13 protein-coding genes are annotated in these 19,971 nt (G+C 59.7%); all 13 read right to left on the reverse strand.

Features of this window, described 5'->3' with window-relative positions:
* Positions 1-32 precede the first annotated feature (32 nt).
* The 13 genes from AB656_RS02865 to AB656_RS02925 all read right to left on the reverse strand — a co-directional run bounded on the left by AB656_RS02865 (position 33) and on the right by AB656_RS02925 (position 19,494).
* Entirely contained in the window at positions 33-2,516 is a 2,484-nt protein-coding gene (locus AB656_RS02865) for an HAD-IC family P-type ATPase (protein WP_033504119.1), read from the reverse strand.
* Positions 2,513-3,154, reverse strand: coding sequence for a type 1 periplasmic-binding domain-containing protein (locus AB656_RS02870; protein WP_033504120.1), 642 nt, complete (start codon positions 3,152-3,154; stop codon positions 2,513-2,515). Before AB656_RS02870 ends, AB656_RS02865 begins: the two co-directional genes overlap by 4 nt.
* 39 nt (positions 3,155-3,193) lie before the next feature.
* Complete coding sequence (locus tag AB656_RS02875) at positions 3,194-4,453, reverse strand: class I SAM-dependent RNA methyltransferase (protein ID WP_033504121.1); 1,260 nt, start codon at positions 4,451-4,453, stop codon at positions 3,194-3,196.
* A 77-nt stretch (positions 4,454-4,530) separates the two neighbouring features.
* Positions 4,531-5,274, reverse strand: a complete 744-nt coding sequence (locus AB656_RS02880; RefSeq protein WP_051905290.1) for a DUF3159 domain-containing protein — start codon at positions 5,272-5,274, stop codon at positions 4,531-4,533.
* A gap of 4 nt (positions 5,275-5,278) precedes the next feature.
* Positions 5,279-6,067, reverse strand: a complete 789-nt coding sequence (locus AB656_RS02885; RefSeq protein ID WP_033504122.1) for a DUF3710 domain-containing protein — start codon at positions 6,065-6,067, stop codon at positions 5,279-5,281.
* Between the two features lie 95 nt (positions 6,068-6,162).
* Entirely contained in the window at positions 6,163-8,184 is a 2,022-nt protein-coding gene (locus AB656_RS02890; RefSeq protein ID WP_033504161.1) for a dipeptide ABC transporter ATP-binding protein, read from the reverse strand.
* 13 nt (positions 8,185-8,197) lie between these two features.
* On the reverse strand, positions 8,198-9,187 hold the full coding sequence (locus AB656_RS02895; RefSeq protein WP_051905291.1) for an ABC transporter permease: 990 nt from the start codon (positions 9,185-9,187) through the stop codon (positions 8,198-8,200).
* A gap of 23 nt (positions 9,188-9,210) precedes the next feature.
* Positions 9,211-10,137, reverse strand: a complete 927-nt coding sequence (locus AB656_RS02900; protein WP_033504123.1) for an ABC transporter permease — start codon at positions 10,135-10,137, stop codon at positions 9,211-9,213.
* Positions 10,138-10,329: 192 nt separating this feature from the next.
* Positions 10,330-11,994, reverse strand: coding sequence for a peptide ABC transporter substrate-binding protein (locus AB656_RS02905; protein WP_034983488.1), 1,665 nt, complete (start codon positions 11,992-11,994; stop codon positions 10,330-10,332).
* Positions 11,995-12,086: 92 nt separating this feature from the next.
* The gene (locus AB656_RS02910; RefSeq protein ID WP_034983434.1) at positions 12,087-13,745 is read right to left on the reverse strand and encodes a peptide ABC transporter substrate-binding protein; all 1,659 of its coding nucleotides are present in this window, start codon (positions 13,743-13,745) and stop codon (positions 12,087-12,089) included.
* A 146-nt stretch (positions 13,746-13,891) separates the two neighbouring features.
* Complete coding sequence (locus AB656_RS02915) at positions 13,892-15,556, reverse strand: peptide ABC transporter substrate-binding protein (protein WP_034983436.1); 1,665 nt, start codon at positions 15,554-15,556, stop codon at positions 13,892-13,894.
* Positions 15,557-15,684: 128 nt separating this feature from the next.
* Complete coding sequence (locus tag AB656_RS02920) at positions 15,685-17,337, reverse strand: peptide ABC transporter substrate-binding protein (protein WP_033504961.1); 1,653 nt, start codon at positions 17,335-17,337, stop codon at positions 15,685-15,687.
* A gap of 495 nt (positions 17,338-17,832) precedes the next feature.
* A complete protein-coding gene (locus AB656_RS02925; protein ID WP_033504960.1) occupies positions 17,833-19,494 on the reverse strand; it encodes a peptide ABC transporter substrate-binding protein in 1,662 nt (553 codons plus the stop codon).
* Between the last annotated feature and the right edge of the window lie 477 nt (positions 19,495-19,971).

The raw sequence follows: 19,971 nt of genomic DNA on the forward strand, positions 1-19,971 counted from the left end.
GCTCAGCCGTTACCTGGGCTGGTTTGCCGGGATCACAATTTGAGTACTTTATCCAGGTATTTAGGCAGGAACCCTACGGACAGGGCCATAGCGGCGCACCCCACGATCAACCCCACGAGCGTAGCGGCCGCCGACCGGCCCGAGGGGATCACGATCGCGAAGAAGCGTGCCACCAGGGAGATGAAGGCGCCGATGACGCCTGCTGCCGCGAAGAGGGCGACCAGGACCCCCCTCCAGGAGTTGAGCGGCTGGGCCACCCTGGCCAGCACAAGGATGCCCATCGCGAACAGGACAATCGCGCAGACCGTACGCAGTTGGGAGAGGTCGCTCGGGATGGACAGACTCCAACCCATCGCAGGGGGCAAGGACCAGGCCATAGCCAGCACTACGAGCGCCGTGGCGATGCCGCCGGGCAGGGCGAAGGCGACCACCCGCTTGAGAAAGCCCGGCTTATAGCGACGGGTGTTGGGTGCCAGAGCCAAGAAGAAGGCCGGCATGCCAATGGTCAAGGCGCCGATGTACGTAATGTGCCTGGGCAGGTAGGGGAAGGGGATGGCGGTCAGTACCACGCCCAGTGAAATCAGGGCAGAGTAGACGGTCTTGACCAGGAACAGCCCGGCAACCCGCTCCATATTGGCCATGACCTGCCGGCCCCGGGCCACTACATCGGGCAGGTGGGAGAACTTGGAATCCACCAGCACCACCTGCGCCACGGCTTTAGTGGCAGGGGCCGCATTGCCCATGGCTATCCCCAGGTCCGCCTCCTTCAGGGCCAGGGAATCGTTCACCCCGTCGCCGGTCATGGCCACGGTGCGCCCACCCAGGTGCAGGGCCTGGACGATGGCCTTCTTCTGGTCGGGCAGCACCCGGCCCAGCACGTCCACATCCTCCAAGACCCGGGCCAGCTGGGCCGTATCGGAGGGCAGCTCACGGGCGTCCATGGCCTTAGGCGGGCGATCTCCAGTCAGTTTCACCTTGCCTGCGATCGCTGCGACCGTGGCGGGGTTGTCACCGGAGATGATCCGGCAGCGCACCCCCTGCTCACGGAACCAGGTCAAGGTAGGCTCAGCGTCCTCACGAATGCTTTCGGAACAGGTGATCAGGGCCGCTGGCCGCAGGTCCTGCGGCAGGCCCGAGTCCTCCAAGGAGGGGGTTGGCTCCTGCGCCCCACTCTCGCGTGAAGCCAGCATCAGCACCCGCAACCCTTGATCGGCCAGCGCCCGAACCGCCGCCTCCACCAGTGGGTATTCGCCCTTCTGTGAGGCCAACAAGACTTCAGGCGCGCCGAAGTACCAGCTTGGCCCTTCCTTCCAGGCCACCGCCGACCACTTGCGGGCTGAGGAGAAAGGCACCCGCTCCCCCACCTGGTCCGAGAGCCGGTACGACGAAAGGCCCTGGAGAATGGCCGAACCGGTGGCGTTGGGATTCTCCTCCTGGGCCACGTCCACGAGGGCTTGCTCCAACTCCTGCTGACGCCCCATCGGCGGTGCTTGCAACCCTTGGTCCTCGCCCAGCACGGTCAGGGAATCGTACACGATACCGCCGTCGGTGATTGTGCCTGTCTTGTCAAGGTTGAGCGCATCAACCCGAGCTAGGGTCTCGACTGATTCCAGCTCCTGGACCAGGGTGTTCTGACGGGCCAGGCGGATGGCGGCCAGGGCGAAGTTCAGGGAAGTCAGCAGGACGAGCCCTTCGGGGATCATGCCGACCACGCCCGCCACGGCTGAGACCACGGCCCCTCGCCAGGCGCCGGTCGTCATGGCCTCTTGGAAGCCTCCGACCGTGCGCATCTGGGTCCAGACCAAGAGGATGCACAGGGGCACCACGACGACGGTCATGGCCTTGAGGATTGTGTTGATTCCTTCATTCAGGTCGGAATGGGTCTTCTTGTAAACCTTGGCCTGAGCGGTCAGTTTAGCCGCATACGATGAGGTTCCGACCGCACTGACTTCTGTCAGGGCCAAGCCGGAGACGGCCGTCGAACCCGAATAGGCCTGCTCTCCCTCCGATTTGCGCACGGTGCGCGACTCGCCAGTCAGCATCGACTCGTCAAGCTCCAGGCCCCATGTCTTCACGATCCGGGTGTCGGCGGGCACCTGATCGCCGGAGCGCACCCACAGAAGGTCGCCGACCACCAGTGAGTCGTGCGGCACGCTCACATTCCGGCCGCCCCGATGAGCGTAGTAGTCGGAAGCCACCAAAATGGAGAGCTTGTCCAAGGTCCGCTTGGCCTTGAGCTCTGTGGCCACACCGATGCCAGTGTTGATGATGATCACGACCCCAAAGACCGCGTCCCTCCACTGTCCGGTCGCCAGGACCACGATCATGGCCGCCAGGATGATCCCATTGAAGAGGGTGAATACGTTGGAGCGTATGATTTGCCCGAGCGTCCGCGACGAATGGTCTTCGGAGACGTTAACTTGTCCTGCAGCGGTTCGTTCGTCAACCTCGCTCTGGCTCAGGCCAGGCAGGTCCACCTGAGGGAAAGAGGGTGTGGGTCCTTGCGCTACGCTCACTGCTTCGCCTCCATCTGATCCGGCGATGTGCGCTGGGTCGGTTCATCATTCAAGTTTGCCACAAGCCGACGGGCATGCTGGCGGTCATCCGCTATGGTCTGCAGGACGCTGGGCAGTGGCCGCGCGCTGGGTGAGCCCTCATCGATATCCACCCGCGCCGCGTATAGGGTGGTGTCCCCGGGCTCCTGTCCGCCGTCGAGGACGACGACCGGGACTCCTTTGTTTCTGGCCAGAATCAGGCTCCGGGACCAATCCCCCGCCCCTGGCCGCTCAACCGCAATCAGGGAGACCCTGCGAGCGACCGCATCGCGCACTCCCTGCTCCTGACCTGCCTGATCCCAGGCCGGTGCGTAGTATGCGTGCATCCCGGCCCTCTCCAGCGATTGGAAGAGCCTGCGGCTCAGGTCCTGCCAGCGCGAATCCCGCTCCGCGTTGGCAGGGCCGATTACGGCCACCAGCACGGCCGAACGATCCGGCCCGTCATGCTCAGCGCTCACCCCCTGCCGCCAGCTGTCGCCGACGGCTCGGTCACGCGGCGCGCAACCTGCGAGGCCCCCCAGCAGGGCTAAGGAGCAGAGGAGGGCCAGAGCTGGGCGAAAGAGCCCACTGAACCCATCCAACCTGTCGCGCTTGCTCATGAGCCGTCATTTTAGCCAGGTCATGTAACGCTGGTGAGCTCACCGGGTGAAGACAGCCAGGGTCTCCACATGGTGGGTCATCGGGTACAGGTCGTAAGCCTGGATGGAGGCGAGCTGGTAGCCCGCAGCGGTCAAGGTGGCCGTGTCCCTGGCCAGACTGGTCGGGTCGCAAGCCACGTAGACGACCAGAGGGGCGCCGCTGTCCGCGATGAGCCGGCAAACGGCCGCCTTGGCTCCAGCTCGCGGAGGATCGAGCACGACTGCATCCGGCCGCTCGAACCCTTGGGGAATCCTGCCCGTGATCCTCTTGGCCACATCGCCGGCCAGGGCTTCGATTCGGCTGTCCAAGCCTGCCCGCTGCGCGTTATACCTGGCTTGGGCTACCGCCACACGTGATCCCTCGACCGCGAGAACGCGGCCATGTTCACCGGCCATGGTCGCCAGGGGCAGGCTGAAGAGCCCGGAACCCGAATACAGGTCCCAGATGACCTGGGCCGACTGAGCCTGCAACCCACCTTGCACAGCGCGCAGCACCGCGTCAGCCAGCAGGGCCGGCGCCTGTCGGTGAATCTGCCAGAATCCAGCGGCATCCACCTCATAGGTGAAATCGCGGCCTTGAACTTCGACGTGCTCCTCAAGTTTGCGACGGCCTGCCTTGACCTTGTCATCCACCAGTAAAGCGTAGTTCCCGTCCTGACCGTCACGCTCATGCTGGGGCAAGGCCAGCCGAATCGACGAACCCGGTTCGAATCCGCCCCGCCATACGCCCAGCTGGGTGGCCAAATCGTTGAGCTCGATCCGTGCCAAAGGCATCGCGTCTATCGCCACGCGCTCATGGGATTCCCGCCGCCTCATGGAGGGCTTGCCCTGCTCATCGGCGATCAGGTCAATCCTGGTGCGCCAGTGCAGGCCGCCAGCCTCCTCATCTCCGGGTGCGCGGACCACTTCGACCGAGGCGTCCACATGACCCATCCGCTGCATCTGCTGCTCAATCAAGCTTCGTTTCCAAGCCAATTGGGCAGGCAGGCCGGCGTGCACCAAGTCGGCACCGCCAACGCCCCCTTCCTGGGCCAGCGGCCCGGCGAGCGGCCAAGCGGGGGTCACGCGATCCGGGCTGGCCTCAATCACTCGGGTCACCTCGCCGGTCAGAAAGCGCGCCTTGGCTCTAACCGGTTGATCAACACTGACTTCAACCAGCTCACCCGGCAGGGCGAAGCGCAGGAAGATGACGCGCCCGTCCAGGTGGCCCACGCACCGACCCTGATCCGCGTAACGTTCGACTCGAACGGTTTCCGGCATGAAAGCACTCCCCCACTGCAACCTATGGCTGCGTCCAAGCGGGCCTTCCGTCAGCCCGCTGCGATTATCGTTCAGCCTTACCGGCTGACCTGATCCGGCTTCTCGGTCGATCCCGTCTGCCTCTCTTGCCCCGCTTGCCCTGTCCGTTCCGCTTCCTCAGCGAGTTTGCGCCGATGGAAGGGGCCGGCCAAGAGCAGCCAGGTCAGCCATATGCCCAAAGCGAACAAGGGCAGGCCCATGACCAATCTGGCCGTGCCCAGCCAAGCCAGTCGATGGCTCAGGTAGAGGGGCAGCTGCACTGCCAGGCGCGCCGCGAACAAGAGGAGCCACATGAGGCTGGCAAGCCAATAGCCCTTATAGAGCTCCGGGTCCCGCCGCCAAGCATTCAGCCACTCCCGCCAGCCGGCCAGGATCGGGCGACGGACGTATTCGACCAGCAAGCCCACTCCCGGTGCCCGGCATGCCATGGTCAAAGCCAGGGCCACGATCCAAGCGACATTAGTGATGAAACCGGGTAAATAATAGCTGCGGGCATCGCGGCTCAACCAGGCCCAGGCCAAGCAGATGCCCACGGCGAGCAGTCCGGTCAGGGCGCCCAGCCAGGATTGGCGAAAAATCAGGCGCAGCGCCAGCTGGATCAGAGCAAGCAGGCCGGAGACCAGGACGGTGACTTTGAGGTCACCGCTGGTGATGAACAGCAGCAGGAAAACCAGACCAGGCAGGACCGATTCTACGGCTCCCCGCCAACCGCCAATCGCCCGATAGACGCTGAAGTCGTCCGAGGCCACCGCCGCCAAACCCGTCCGCCCAGGCTCCTTCACTGTGTCAGCGCACCTCCGAGAACATAGGTCCACGTGAGAGCGTGGTTTTCACTTCCGTCTGCTGGTCCGAGTCGAAAGGTCCCGTCGGCTTATCAGGAATCTTCGCCTCGCCTTCGCCGGCACCTTCATCCTCAGCCTTCGCCGCGGCACGCTCGGCCGGTGAGACCGGAGCGTGCATGGGAATTCTGTCGCGCGGCGCCAGGGGCTCCTCGCCCCTGTCTACGACCACGTCCATGAAGTAACGGTCCAAGGTCTCCTTCTCCTTGCCGCCTTTAGTGGCCGGGCCGGAAAAGATGCCGCGCAGCATCCAGCGTGGCCCATCGACACCCACGAACCGGGTCATCATTCCCTTACCCTTGACGGTCACTGGGAGGAGGAGCTCATGGCCGAAGACGCCTTCGACCTCCTTAGCCTGGGAATTCGCCTTCGCCAGGTCGGAACGCATCAAATCCCACAGGCCTAGGGTCTTGGGGGCGGCGAAGGCTTCCAGTTCAAGGCTTGACTTGCCGAAGGTCACCGTGGCGGCTAGGATCTCGCCGGACTCTCGGCTGCTTTTAATCCGGAGCTGCACGCCTTGGAGGAAAGGCAAAAAGATCGAGCCGATGTCGAGATAATCGTCGTAGTCAATCACGTCCTCGTCGTTCACATCCCACGGGCCGCGGTCCACACCCCGCTCCTGGCCTGTCAGGCGTGCATCCTGCTCAGGGTCCTCAACGTCGGCCTTGCCTGCCGCTTCGCCGTGATCCTCGTCTTGAGCCGCCTTCCGCTTCCTGCCGAAACCGAACAATCCCATGCTTTCCTCGTTTCTTTCCTGCCACAACCGTTACCAGCCTAGCAAAGAAGCGGGCCGACCCCGAACAGGGCCAGCCCGCTTCCTCCGCTAACTACCTAGTCGTCCAGACCAAGGCTCAACTTGCCGCCTGGAATGGCATCCAGCAGGTCCTTGGTGTATTGCTGCTGGGGGTGGTCGAAGACCTCGTCTGTCGTAGCGTGCTCAACCAACCGTCCGTGCTGCATGACAACCACCTCATCCGCAATCTGGCGGACCACGGCCAAGTCGTGAGTGATGAACAGATAGCTCAACCCACGCTCGGCTTGCAGGTCGTTCAGAAGCCGTAGGACCTGGTCCTGGACCAGCACGTCAAGGGCCGACACGGCTTCGTCGCAGATAATCACATCCGGGTTCAGCGCCATGGCCCTGGCGATCGCGATGCGCTGACGCTGGCCGCCGGACAGCTCATTGGGGTAACGCCCCATGACTGAGGATGGCATCTCCACCATCTCCAGAAGCTCCTTGATTCGCTTCTCCCGGCTCTTCTTATCGCCGATGCCGTGGATGCGCAAGGGCTCCTCGATGGAGCGGTAGATGGAATACATGGGGTCCAGGGAACCGTACGGGTTCTGAAAGACCGGTTGTACATGCCTGCGGAAGTCCAGCATCTGGTGGGAGTTGAAGGATGCGGTATCGCTGCCTTCGTAGATCACCTTACCGGAGGAGGGTTTGAGCAGGTGGAGGACCATGTTCGCCACGGTCGACTTGCCTGAGCCGGACTCGCCCACAATGGCCAGCGTGGTGCCACGCTTGACCGAGAAGGACACATCGTCCACTGCCTTGAACATCTCCATGCGGCGGGGCAGCCTGAACTCACGGGTCAGGTGCTCCACTGTGATGATATGCTCGCTCTTCTCCAGGGTCTGCTCACCCTTGGCGTGGTGCTCCATGAAACTCTCAGCATCCTGGCCGCGCTCCTTAGCGGAGATGATCCGCTGGGAGGCCAAGGAGGGAGCCGCATCGACCAAACGCTTGGTGTATGGGTGCTGGGGGTGCTGCAGCACTTCCAGGCTGGGTCCGGACTCGACCACCCGCCCCTTGTACATCACCACGATGTGCTGGGCGCGCTCGGCGGCCAAGCCCAAATCGTGGGTGATGAAGAGCACTGCGGTGCCCAGGGAGTCCGTCAGACCCTGCAAGTGGTCCAGAATCTTCTTCTGAACAGTCACATCCAAGGCGGATGTGGGCTCGTCCGCGATCAGAAGGTCAGGCCGCGAGGCCAGGCCCATCGCGATCAGGGCCCTTTGGCGCATACCGCCTGAGAACTCATGCGGGTACTGGCGGGCGCGTGTGGCGGCATCAGGCAGACCGGCCTCGGACAGGAGGCCTGCAATACGGTCGGCGGTATCGGAACCCTTGACGTACTGCTTGGCGATCGACCAGGCTTCCTCGTCGCTGACGCCAGCGCCGATCAAATCCTTAGCCACGCCCCAGCGGGTCTCGGAGCCGGGATCCCACTCCGACTTGAAGTAATCCATAGCCTTATCGACGTCGGACTTGCCCGCGTTGATGACGGCCTCCCGAGCCGCCTTGAGCAGTTCCGGCAGGTCCTTCGAGGCGATGAAGAGCTCATCGTCCTGGTTTTTCAGGGTCACGTCCTCGGAGGACGCGAGCATCTTGGCCAGTTGTGAACGCTTCTCTCGGGTCACGTCCATATGGTTGGCGACCAGAGCCTCCTTGACCTGGGTCCCAATCCTCCAGACCGGGTTCAGGTTGCTCATAGGATCCTGAGGCACCAGGCCGATTTGCTGGCCGCGCACCTGCTCATAGTCCTTTTTGCTCAGCCCGACCAGCTCCTTGCCATGGAGCTTCATCGAGCCGCCGATCACCTTGCCGGTGCCCGGCAGCAGGCCCAGGACCGCCATAGCGGAGGTGGACTTGCCTGAGCCGGACTCCCCCACAATCGCCACCCATTGACCGGGGTAGACGTTGAAGGAGGCATCGGTGACCGCATGCACCGAGCGTCCGTCGGCGTTGAAGTCGACCTGGAGGTCCTTGACATCGAGAAGGGGGCCACCCTCCACCTGCGCCTGGGCCAATTTGGCTTTGATGCTGTCTGCTTGACTGTGTTCACTCATGCTGTTCTCCAACTCACGCCGTACGGCTCTTCGGATCCAGGGCGTCCTTGACCGCGTCGCCCATCATGATGAAGGCGAGGACGGTGATGGCCAGGGCGGCCGATGGATAGAAGAGCACGGAAGGATTGGTCCTCAGAAGGTTCTGCGCCGTCGAGATGTCGCCACCCCAGGAGACCACCGACGAAGGCAGACCGATGCCCAAGAAGGACAGGGTGGCCTCGGAGACGATGTAGGAGCCCAGGGACATGGTCGCCATCACGATGACCGGAGCCAGCGAGTTAGGGATGATGTGCCGGAAAAGGTTGCGTATAGGCGAGGAGCCCAAGGCCGTCGAAGCCGTGTTGAACTCCAGGTTCTTGGCTTCAAGGACCGCGCTTCTGGTGATGCGGGCCATGTTCACCCAGCCGAAGAGGGTGAGGGTGAAGACGATCTTCCAGATGGAGGTCGAGGTGCGGAACATCTGCAGGAGGACGATGGCGCCCAGGAGCATAGGAATCGCGAAGAAGATGTCGGTCACACGGCTCAGGACCGCGTCCACCCAGCCGCCGCAGAAGCCGGCGATGGCACCTACCAAGCCGCCCATGATGGTTACCAGAATCGTGGTCGCCACACCGATCGAGACCGAGGTGCGGGCGCCGTAAATCACGCGGGAGTACACATCGCAGCCCTGGAGGTCATATCCGAACGGATGACCGGAGCCACCGCCCTCCAATGAGTTCTGCAGGTTGCAGGAGACCGGGCTCTGCTTGGTGAAAAGCGCCGGGAAGAGCGCTACCAGTAGCACGAAAATTACCAAGACAGCGGAGATGATGAATATGGGGTTTCGCCTCAGGGTCTTCCAAGCGTCCGCCCACATGCTGGTGGCCGGAACCGCCTCGTTGATCGAGTCAACATCCTTGAGGGGGGTCTGGTCCAGGGGCGCTACGAAACGCTCCTGTCCTGGCAAGGGGTCTGGAAAGAAGACCTCAGCGTTTGAGTCGCGGCTTGCGCTGTTCATTGTCATGTCTGTCATCAATCCTTCACCCTTCACGCGTACCGGATGCGCGGATCAAGCACCGCATAGAGCATGTCGACCACGAGGCTGCACAATACGAAGATCATCACCATGATCGTCACGATCGAGACCACCAAGGTGCCCTCGCCGCGCAAGATGGCCTGATAGAGCGTATTGCCCACGCCTTGGATGTTGAAGATGCGCTCGGTGATCATCGCGCCGCCCATCAGACCGCCGATGTCGGCCCCCAGGTAGGTGACCACAGGGATCAGCGAGTTGCGCAGGACGTGGCGAACGGTGACTTGGAAGTCGCTCATGCCCTTGGCTCGGGCGGTGCGCACGTAGTCCTCTGAGATGTTTGTTGAAATCTCAGTGCGGGTCAGTCGGATTATCGATGCCATCGAGACCGATCCAAGCACTATGGCGGGCATCAACAGGTCGATGAAGCCAGGCGACGCGCCGGCCGTAGCCGGCAGGAGGTGCCACTTCACGCCGAAGAGGTACTGCAGGATGAAGCCGGTGACGAAGGTAGGCACTGAAATCAGCAGGAGGGAGATGATCAGGATGATCTGATCGGACCACTTGCCTTTGGTGAGGCCGGAGACGATGCCGAAGAGAATGCCGAAGATCCCCTCGAAGACAAAGGCCATCAGCGCCAGCTTGATTGTTACCGGGAAGGCTCGCCCGATCACGCTTATGACTGGCTGGCCTGCGAAGGTCTTGCCGAAGTTCAGGGTCAGCGCATTCTTCAGGAAGAGCAGGTACTGGACGAAGAATGGCTTGTCCAGGTTGTATTCCGATCGTATCTGGGCGGCTACGGCCTGATTGACCGGCTTGTCTCCGAACATCGCGGCGACAGGGTCACCAGGCAACGCGAAAACCAGCGCGTAAATCAACAGAGTCGTACCGAGAACAACGGGAATCATCTGCAGAATTCGACGCAGAAGATATTTGCCCATCGGCTTTTCTCCTTTGCAATTCGCGGGCAGGGTGTGCATGTAAGCTCCGCCCGCATGAAAATACTTTTTGCAGTGTAGCAGCAGCACTTAACCGGAAACATTACGAAATGGCGGAAACGCCGACCGGAAAGCTCGCTTGTCTCAGGCTGTCGGGGCTGGTCCAGGTCATGCGCGCTGGCCAGCCCCTGCCTGTCATTTCGTTAAATCAGGGTAGACCGGGGTCCCCTTCCAAGTGAAAGCGAAGCCGTGAATCCCTTTGGCGGCCACCCCTTTGGAGTTGGCGTAATAGAGGGGAATCGTCGGGAGGTCCTTGAGTAGGATCTCCTCGGCTTGCTGGAAAACCTTGTTGGCCGCGTCTGTGCTTTTGGCTGCGGCGGCCTGGTTCAAAAGATCATCGACTTGCCGGTTTTTATAGTCCCCATGATTGGAGCCATGACCGCCGGCCGAGCTCGAAGCGAACTTGGGCTTCAAATAATCCTCCGGGGACGGGTAGTCCGGCTGCCAACCCGTGCGGAACGCCATGCCGTTGGCGGCGAAGGTGCGTCGGGTGATGTTGCCGTTGAACTCGGAGAAAGTCGGGATGGGCGAACCGGCCGCGTCGATGCCCAAGGAGTTCTTGATCGAATTGGCGATCGCGTCGTATATATCCTTGTGACCGCCGTCTGAGTTATAGGCCATCTTGAAGGAATCGTTGGGCGCCCAGGGCGATATGGCATTCGCCTTCGTCCAGAGCTCCTTGGCCTTCTTCGGATTGTACTTCAAGACGTCACCGCCCTTGAGCGAAGCGGAGTATCCAGGGATGGGCGGAGCGATGAAGTCCGTCGCGGGCTTGGCGGTGCCTGCCAGAACCTTGTCAATGATCTTCTGACGGTCAATAGACATGGAGATGGCCTGCCGACGAAGGCGACCTTCCTCGTCCTCCTTGAAGTGATTCATGGCCGAAGGGATGGTGATGTATTGGAAAACCGAACCCGGCTCAGACTTTGCCTGCACGCTCTGGTCAGACATGTAGGTTTTCAAAGCGGATGTAGGGATGGTGTCCATCACGTCCAGGTTGCCGGACTGTACGTCGGCATAGGCCGCGGTTGGATCGGTGTAGTTCCGGAATTCCAGACCACCGTTCTTGACTTTGATGTCTCCCTGGTAATCCGGGTTTTTGACCAGGACAATCGACTTGTTGTGCTCCCAGGACTTGAATTTGTAAGGTCCTACCGAGACGGGCTTCTCGCCGAAGGCCTTCGTGTCTTTGTAAAAGACCTCGGGCAGAGGGGCATACGAGGTGTAGCCCACCAGGATCGGGAAGGTCGAAGAAGGAGCGTTCAGCTCCACAGTGAACGTGTGATCGTCAAGTACTTTAAGGCCTGAGAGTTGTGCGGAAGGATCCACACCACTGGCTTGCAAGTCGTCGAAACCCTTGATTGGGTTGAAGAAACTGGAGCTCAACTGCCCATTGGCCGCGTTGGCGCCCCAGGACCAAGCCTTAGTGAAGGAGGAAGCGGTGACTGGAGTGCCGTCGGTGAACTTCCACCCATCCTTAATGGTGATCGTGTACTTGGTCATGTCGGCGTTGGGCTTGATTTCCTTGGCGATGTCGTTGACAGGTTTGCCTTTGTCATCGAAGCGCACGAGCTTGGAGAAAAGCATGTCCAGCGGGTTGCCGCCGCCCACCTCATTCGTGTTCGAAGGAATCAGGGGCTTGGCGGGCTCGGAACCAAAGACGCTGATTATCGCGTCCGTAGTGCTGCCGGCCTGTGGGTTGTTGTCATTATTAGCGTTATTCGAACTACCGCACCCGCTCAAAATCAATGCCAAAGAGCAGACGGAGGTCGTCAAGGCGGTCAGGCTGGTCTTCCTCATCATTGAATCATTCTTTCTCAATCAGGGATTTGGGTGGGATGGTTCTCTGGATGGGAGGTGGCATTCGCCGCCCTCCCATCCAGAGGCGGGGACTACTTGGTCAGATTCGTGTAGTCGGGAGTGGCCTTCCAGGTGAAGGTGAAGCCGTGCACGTTCTTAGCGGCAACACCTTTGGAGTTAGCGTTGTAGAGCGGCACGACCGGCAGGTCCTCCAGGAGGATCTCCTCGGACTGCTGGAAGCACTTGTTGGCTTCATCCGCGGTCTTGGCCTGCGAACCCTTCTTGAGCAGGTCGTCGAACTTCGGGTTCTTGTAATCGCCGTCGTTCGAACCATTGCCATCGGCCGCGGCCGTGGAGTAGATCGGCTGCAGATAGTTCTCCAACGAGGGGTAATCAGGCTGCCAGCCGGAACGGAAGGCCGAATCGGTGAACTTACGGGCCGACACGTTGTTGCGGAACTCGTTGAACGTGGGCTGGGGGTTGCCCTCGGCCTTGATGCCCAGCGAATTCTTGATCGAATTGGCGAGCGCGTCGTAAATCTCCTTGTGACCACCATCGGAATTGTAGGCCATCTTGAACGTATCCGAATCGGACCAAGCCGAGATCTTGTTGGCCTCAGCCCACAACTCCTTAGCCTTCGTCGGGTTGTACTTCAACACATCCTCGCCCTTCAAGGTCTTGGAGGAACCCGGAATCGTAGGGGCCGAGAAGTCGGTGGCCACAGTGCCGGTGTCGCCCAACACCTTGTCGAGCAGCTGCTTGCGGTCAATCGACATCGAGATCGCCTGACGGCGCAGCTTGCCTTCCTTGTCCTGACCGAAGTGCTTCATGTAGGTAGGAATCGTGAAATCCTGGAAGACGGGACCAGGTTCGTTTACGGCCTGGACTTGGGAATCGGTCTGGAAGGTCTTGATGTCCGCGGAGGGAATCGTGTCGAGCACGTCAAGGTTGCCGGACTGCACATCCGCATAGGCAGCGGTCGGATCTGTGTATGAGCGGAACTCGATGCCGCCGTTCTTCACCTTCGTGTCGCCCTTGTAATCCTTGTTCTTCACAAGTTTGACCGACTTGTTGTGCTCCCAGGACTGGAACTTGTACGGCCCGTCAGAGACCGGCTTCTCGCCGAAGGCCTTGGGGTCCTTGAAGAAGGACTCAGGCAGCGGAGCGAAGTAGGACATGCCGAGCTGGGTCGGGAAGGTGGAAGAGGGAACGGATAGCTCAACCGTGAAGCTATGGTCGTTCTGAACCTTGAGGCCCTCCAGCTGCGCGTCCGCTGGCACGCCCTTGGCCTGCAAGGCGTCGAATCCCTTGATAACGCCGTAGAAACTGGAACCCAGCTGGGCGTTGTTCACGTTCGCGCCCCACGACCAGGCCTTAGTGAAGGAGGAAGCGGTGACCGGAGTGCCATCAGTGAACTTCCAACCTGGCTTCAGGGTAATCGTGTACTGTGTCATATCCGCGTTGGGCTTGATCTCCTGAGCGACCTCGTTGTGAGTCTTGCCCTTGGAGTCGAAGCGAACCAGTCCTGAGAAAAGCAGGTCCATCGGGTTCCCGCCGCCCACCTCGGTGGTATCCGAGGGGATCAGCGGTTTGGCCGGCTCGGATCCGAAAACGCTGATCATCGCGTCCGTCGACCCTTCCGGCGATTCAGACGCCTTGCCGGAATCCGACGAACCGCCACAAGCGCTCAAGGCGATTGCGATTGAGCAGGCTGACGCCAGCAAAACCGCCGTGCGTGATTTCCTTATCATGATTACCTTCCTTACTGCATGTGAACTTCACATGAACATGCGCGGCGTGGTTGTAATATGCGCCCCCGACGCCTGAACCGCGCCGCGCAAGAATTCAGTCTGGGAGGGAGGAGGTTTACCCCTCCCCCCTCCCACTCCATCCAGGGTTACTTAGTCATGCTCGGATAATCGGGGATGCCCTGCCAATTGAAGGTGAAGCCGTGCACGTTCTTAGCGGCAACACCTTTGGAGTTAGCGTTGTAGAGCGGCACGACCGGCAGGTCCTCCAGGAGGATCTCCTCGGACTGCTGGAAGAGCTTATTAGCGGAGTCCACGCTCCTAGCCGAAGCCGCTTTCTTCAAGAGCTCGTCGAACTTCGGGTTCTTGTAATCACCGTCGTTCGAACCATTGCCATCGGCCGCGCCAGTCGAGTAGTTCGGCTTCAAGTAGTCTTCGGGCGAGGGGTAATCAGGCTGCCAGCCGGAACGGAAGGCCGAATCGGTGAACTTACGCTGGGTAACGTTGTTGCGGAACTCACTGAACGTGGGCTGGGGGTTGCCCTCGGCCTTGATGCCCAGCGAATTCTTGATCGAATTGGCGAGCGCGTCGTAAATCTCCTTGTGACCACCATCCGAATTGTAGGCCATCTTGAACGTATCCGAATCGGACCAAGCCGAGATCTTGTTGGCCTCAGCCCACAACTCCTTAGCCTTCGTCGGGTTGTACTTCAACACATCCTCGCCCTTCAAGGTCTTGGAGGAACCCGGAATCGTAGGAGCGATGAAGTCCGTGGCCACAGTGCCGGTGTCGCCCAACACCTTGTCGAGCAGCTGCTTGCGGTCAATCGACATCGAAATCGCCTGACGGCGCAGCTTGCCTTCCTTGCCCTCGCCGAAGTGCTTCATGTAAGAGGGGATCGTGAACTGTTGAATGACGGCACCAGGGGTGTTCACTGCCTGGACCATGTTGTCGGTCTGGAAGGTCTTGACATCCGCGGAGGGAATCGTGTCGAGCACGTCAAGGTTGCCGGACTGCACATCCGCATAAGCAGCTGACGGGTCAGAGTAGACACGGAACTCGATGCCCGCGTTCTTCACCTTGATGCCACCCTTGTAGTAAGGGTTTTTGACCAGCCTAATGGACTTGTTGTGCTCCCAGGACTGGAACTTGTACGGCCCGTTGGAAACAGGCTTCTCGCCGAAGGCCTTGGGGTCCTTGTAGAAGCTATCAGGCAGAGGGGCGAACGGGCCGTTGCCTATCTTGACGGGGAAGGTGGAGGAAGGGGCGTTCAAATCGACCGTAAAGGTGTGGTCATCGACAACCTTGAGGCCGGAGAGCTGGGCATCAGCGGCAACACCCTTTTGCTGAAGTTCATCGAACCCCTTGATTTCGCTATAGCTATCGGAGGCTACCTGGGCATTGGCGGCATTAGCCGCCCAAGACCAAGCCCTGGTGAAGGAAGTCGCGGTGATCGAGGTGCCGTCCGAGAACTTCCAACCATCCTGAATCGTGATCCTGTATTGGGTCATATCAGCGTTTGGCTTGATTTCCTTGGCCACTTCGTTGACCATCTTGCCCTTGGTGTCGAAGCGGACCAGGGTCGAGAACATCTGCCCGATTGGATGGCCGCCGCCCACCTCATTAGTGTCGGAGGGAATCAGCGGTTTTGCCGGCTCGGAACCAAAGACGCTGATTATCGCTTTGCTGTCCGACGCCTGGTTCGCATCCGTTGATTTATCGCTGGATTCATTCGAACCCCCGCAACCGCTGAGCACGAGAGCCAGCGAGCATGCGGAAGCAGCTACAAGTGAAAACGCTGAGGCTTTCTTCATCTTGATCTTCTTCCTTTGTCAGGTACATCTTCTTTTGCTGCTGGCGAAAGCGGAGGTTACCGCCTTCTTATACGCGGCGCTTGGACCGCTCCCCGCGGACCAAGCGCCACCACCCGACTACTACGGAATTATTTTGTTAGTTCCTCGTAGACAGGTAAGTTCTTCCAATTCATCGTGAACCCGTTCACGTTCTTGGCCGCTGCGCCCTTGGCGTTGGCGTAGTAAATCGGGACGGCCGGCAAATCCTCCATCAGGAGCCCTTCGGCCCGCTGATAAATCTTGTTGGCTTCGTCCACGCTCTTGGCCTGAGCCGCCTGGGTGAGCATGTCATCGAACTTGGGGTTTTTGTAATCGCCGTCGTTGGACCCGTTGCCGTCCGCCGCCGAAGAGGCGTAGAGGGGCTTCAGGTAGTTCTCGGGCGAAGGATAGTCAGGCTGCCAGGAGGAGCGCAGGACGGCATCGTGGTACTTTCGGGCGGATACGTTGTTGCGGAACTCCGAGAAGGTGGGAACAGGGGTGCCTTCGGCCTTGATGCCTAAAGTGTTCTTGATGGAATTGGCGATTGCGTCGTAGGTGTCCTTGGCGCCGCCGTCCGAGTTGTAAGCCAGCTTGAAGGTCTGGTCAGCGGGCCATTTGGAGATGGCGTCCGCCTGGGCCCAAAGCTTCTTGGCTTCCTTGGGATTGTATTTCAGGACTTCGGAGCCCTTCAAATCCTTGGAGTAGCCGGGGATTGAAGGCGCGGTGAAATCGGTGGGCTGGGTACCCATGCCCCCCAAGACCTTATCGATGATCTGCTTACGATCAATCGACATCGAGATGGCCTGCCGACGCAGACGGCCCTCTTGGTCCTCCTTGAAGTGGTCCATGAAGGAGGGGATCGTGAAGCCTTGAGTCACCGAACCGGGCTCGTTGTAGGCCTGAACTGTGGAATCGGATTGGAAGGTCTTCTGAGCCGAAGTGGGAATCGAGTCAATGACGTCCAAGTTGCCGGCCTGCACATCCGCATAGCCAGCGTCCACATCCGTGTAGATGCGGAATTCCAGGCCGCCGTTCTTGACCTGGGCCGTGCCCTTGTAGCCCTTGTTCTTGACCAGTTTGATGGCCTTGTTGTGTTCCCAGGACTGGAAGTTGTAAGGACCGACCGTCACAGGCTTCTCGCCGAAGGCTTTGGTGTCCTTGTAAAAGACTTCGGGCAGCGGGGCGAACGCGGTGTAACCCACCTGAATCGGGAAGGTGGATGAGGGGGACTTCAGATCGACCGTGAAAGTATGGTCGTCGAGGACCTTGAGGCCGGAGAGCTGGGCATTCGCCGGGGTGCCCTTGGCCTGCGCCTCGTCATAGCCCTGGATGTTGTCGAAGAAAGAGGCATCCAGCTGTGCGTTGTTGACGTTGGCGCCCCAGGACCAGGCCTTGGTGAAGGAGGAAGCGGTGACCGGCGTGCCGTCGGAGAACTTCCAGCCGTCGTTGATCGTGACCTTGTACTGGGTCATGTCCGCGTTGGCCTTGATTTCCTTGGCGATCTCATTGTGAGCCTTGCCGGACTTATCGAAGCGCACGAGCTTGGAGAACATCATATCGAGCGGGTTCCCACCACAAGCCTCCCCCGTATCGGAGGGAATCAACGGCTTCGCGGGCTCACAACCGTAAGCAGAAATGATGGCATCAACACTAGAGACCCTAGACTTGTCGTCCTGGCCTGACGTGCCGCCGCAACCTGCAAGCGCTAATGATAGCGCGCAAGCTGACGCTGCAACTATGGTGAGCTTCGGGCTCTTCTTCATAACTGTGCTTCTTCTCCTTCAGTCCAACACCCTGCGGCTTTGTGCGCCCAGGATGGAAACTTGGCCTCACCCCACGAATTAGGCTTGCACCTAGCCCATGAAGCTAATTCAACTATTCTCTTACGTAAATGTTTCGTTCGCAAGACATGTTCTCAGTGCTCTCGCAAGGGTTGGGCGAGAGGATCTGGTCCATAAACCAAGGAACCACAGGCCGCCAGCGGACAAGCTGCGCCCGTGAGGTTTTCAAGGCTTTACACCCTCTTTGCCAGGAGCATTTATAGGACTCTCACAGCTCACTTTCCGCTATCTGGGTTAAGGAGCGGCAGGATTCAGCAATGTTACGAAAACGTTTCTGCCGTGTTCTGGATTTCAGCTCACAGCCGTCATACTCAAGACTTTGGAGCCGCTTCCGTCACTACAGGCAGCTCCACAGGCAAGCTGACCGGCCACTGGAGCCCCAGGGCCCAGGTGACCGGTCAGACTTGAGGAGAGAGTCTACTTGCTGGTGACGCTAGCCATCCAGTAGACCGGGTAGTTCTGCCAGCTCATGGTGAAGTCCTTCACCTGCTTGGAGGCAGCGCCAGTGCGGTTCAGGTAGTAGAGCGGAATACCGGGCATATCCCTCAAAAGGATGCCTTGAGCCTTGGCGTAGAGGGCGTTCTCCTCTTTGCTGTCAGCGGCCTTAGCGGACTGCTTGATCAAGTCATCGAATTCGGGGTTCTTGTAGTCGGTATCGTTTGCTCCCTTGCCATCAGCCGAGTCAGAGGCATAGATCGGGTGCAGGTAGTTCTCCACCGATGGGTAGTCTGGGGTCCAGCCAGCGTGGAAAGCACCAGTCATCTTACGAGCGGTCACGTTCTGACGGTACTCCTGGAAGGTTGCCACGGGCACATCTTCTGTGTCGATGCCCAGGTTGGACTTCACCATGTTCGCCACGGCCTTGTAGACCGACTTGTAGCTGGTCTCGTCGGCATTGTAGCTAAAGGTGAGCTTGTAGTCGGCAGGAATCTTGGAAATCTTGTTTGCCTGGTCCCACAGCTCCTTGGCCTTCTTCGGGTTGTACTTGATGTTGCCGGAGTTTTCCAGATCCGTCGTGTATCCGGGAATCGTGGGCGCCGAATAGGAGGCCGCTGGGGAAGCGGTGCCGTTGAGCACCTTCTTGCAGATGGACTCGCGGTCGATGGACATGGAGATGGCCTGGCGACGCAGGATGCCTTCCTGATCTTCCTTGAAGTGCTCCAAGTTAGAGGGCAGGGCCACGGCGGCGATACTGGAACCAGCCTTGTTGAAGGACTGCACGTTCGTATCAGAGGTGAAGGTCTTGCTGGCTGAGGCGGGCACGTTCTCCATTAAGTCCAGATTCCCAGCCTGAATATCGGCGTAAGCGGCGTCGGTGGACGTATATATTTTGAAGGTGATGCCGCCGTTGCGAGGCTTGAACTGACCCTTGTAATAAGGGTTCTTTACCAACTGAATGGACTTGTTGTGCTCCCAGGATTGGAACTTGTAAGGACCATTACCCACCGGGTGCTCGCCAAAGCCCTTCGGGTCCTTGTAGAAGGACTCAGGTAGCGGGAAGAAGGCATCATAGCCCACCTTGATTGGGAATACGGAATCAGGCTGGGTCAAATCAACGGTGAACGTCAGGTCATCAATAACCTTCAGACCGCTCAACTGGGCGTCAGATTTAATGTTGGTGTCCTGCAGCTCATCGTATCCCTTAATCAGGGAGAGGAAGCTGGAACCCTTCTGCGCATTGACCGCATTAGCCGTGTAGCTCCAGGCCTTGGTGAAGGAGGAAGCCTTGACTGGAGAGCCGTCGCTGAACTTCCAACCCGGCTTGAGCTTAACGGTGTACTGGGTCTTATCAGCGCTCGGGGTTATCGAGTCAGCCACCTCATTGACCGACTTGCCGTCTGGAGTGACGCCCACCAGGCCAGAGAAAAGCATGGAGCTGGGCCTGCCGCCACCACGCTCGTTGGTATCCCCTGGAATCAGCCCGTTCTGAGGCTCAGTATCAAACGCGGTGATAATCGCGTTGGAATCGGATTTCGCCGAGGAGTCCGAACCTTCGGACGCACTTCCGCAGGCGCCCAGGGATAGGGCCACGATACAGGCTGCGGCGGTAATCGTTATCTTCTGTTTAGTGTTGTGCACGAAACCATCCTCTTCTTCTCAGGTGTGTGACTGCCGAATATGGCTGGTCTCCCCCAACCACCAACGAAAATGCAGAAAGAACTCTCCTGTTGTTTCGTTAGGGGTCACAGTAGACAATCATCGTTACGAAAGAGGGCAAAGTGTCCACCAGTTGGACAGTTTCTTTTCAAGAGTCGTCATCCCATGCTCATTCGCGGGCGGCTTTCGTGCGGCGAATGACCGTTCCCACCTATACGCGACAGGCATTGAACGGGGAGACTTAAGCCCGCGAAAACACTCAGTCGTAACGCCCACGCATGCCCACTAATTGAAGGATGCGCATCACGCTGGCCCCTATCGTAAGTGCTGTCATCCAGGCGGATGAGGCGATTCCCTATGCCCTGAGCAGCCATATCGTTCACAGTCCGCGACGGCTCACATCGCCCTGGGCCCAGGGCGCTTCCTCCAAGGGATCCTGGTCACTGGCCGCACAGCTCG

The sequence above is a fragment of the Bifidobacterium actinocoloniiforme DSM 22766 genome, assembly GCF_001263395.1.
Taxonomy (GTDB): Bacteria; Actinomycetota; Actinomycetes; order Actinomycetales; family Bifidobacteriaceae; genus Bombiscardovia; species Bombiscardovia actinocoloniiformis.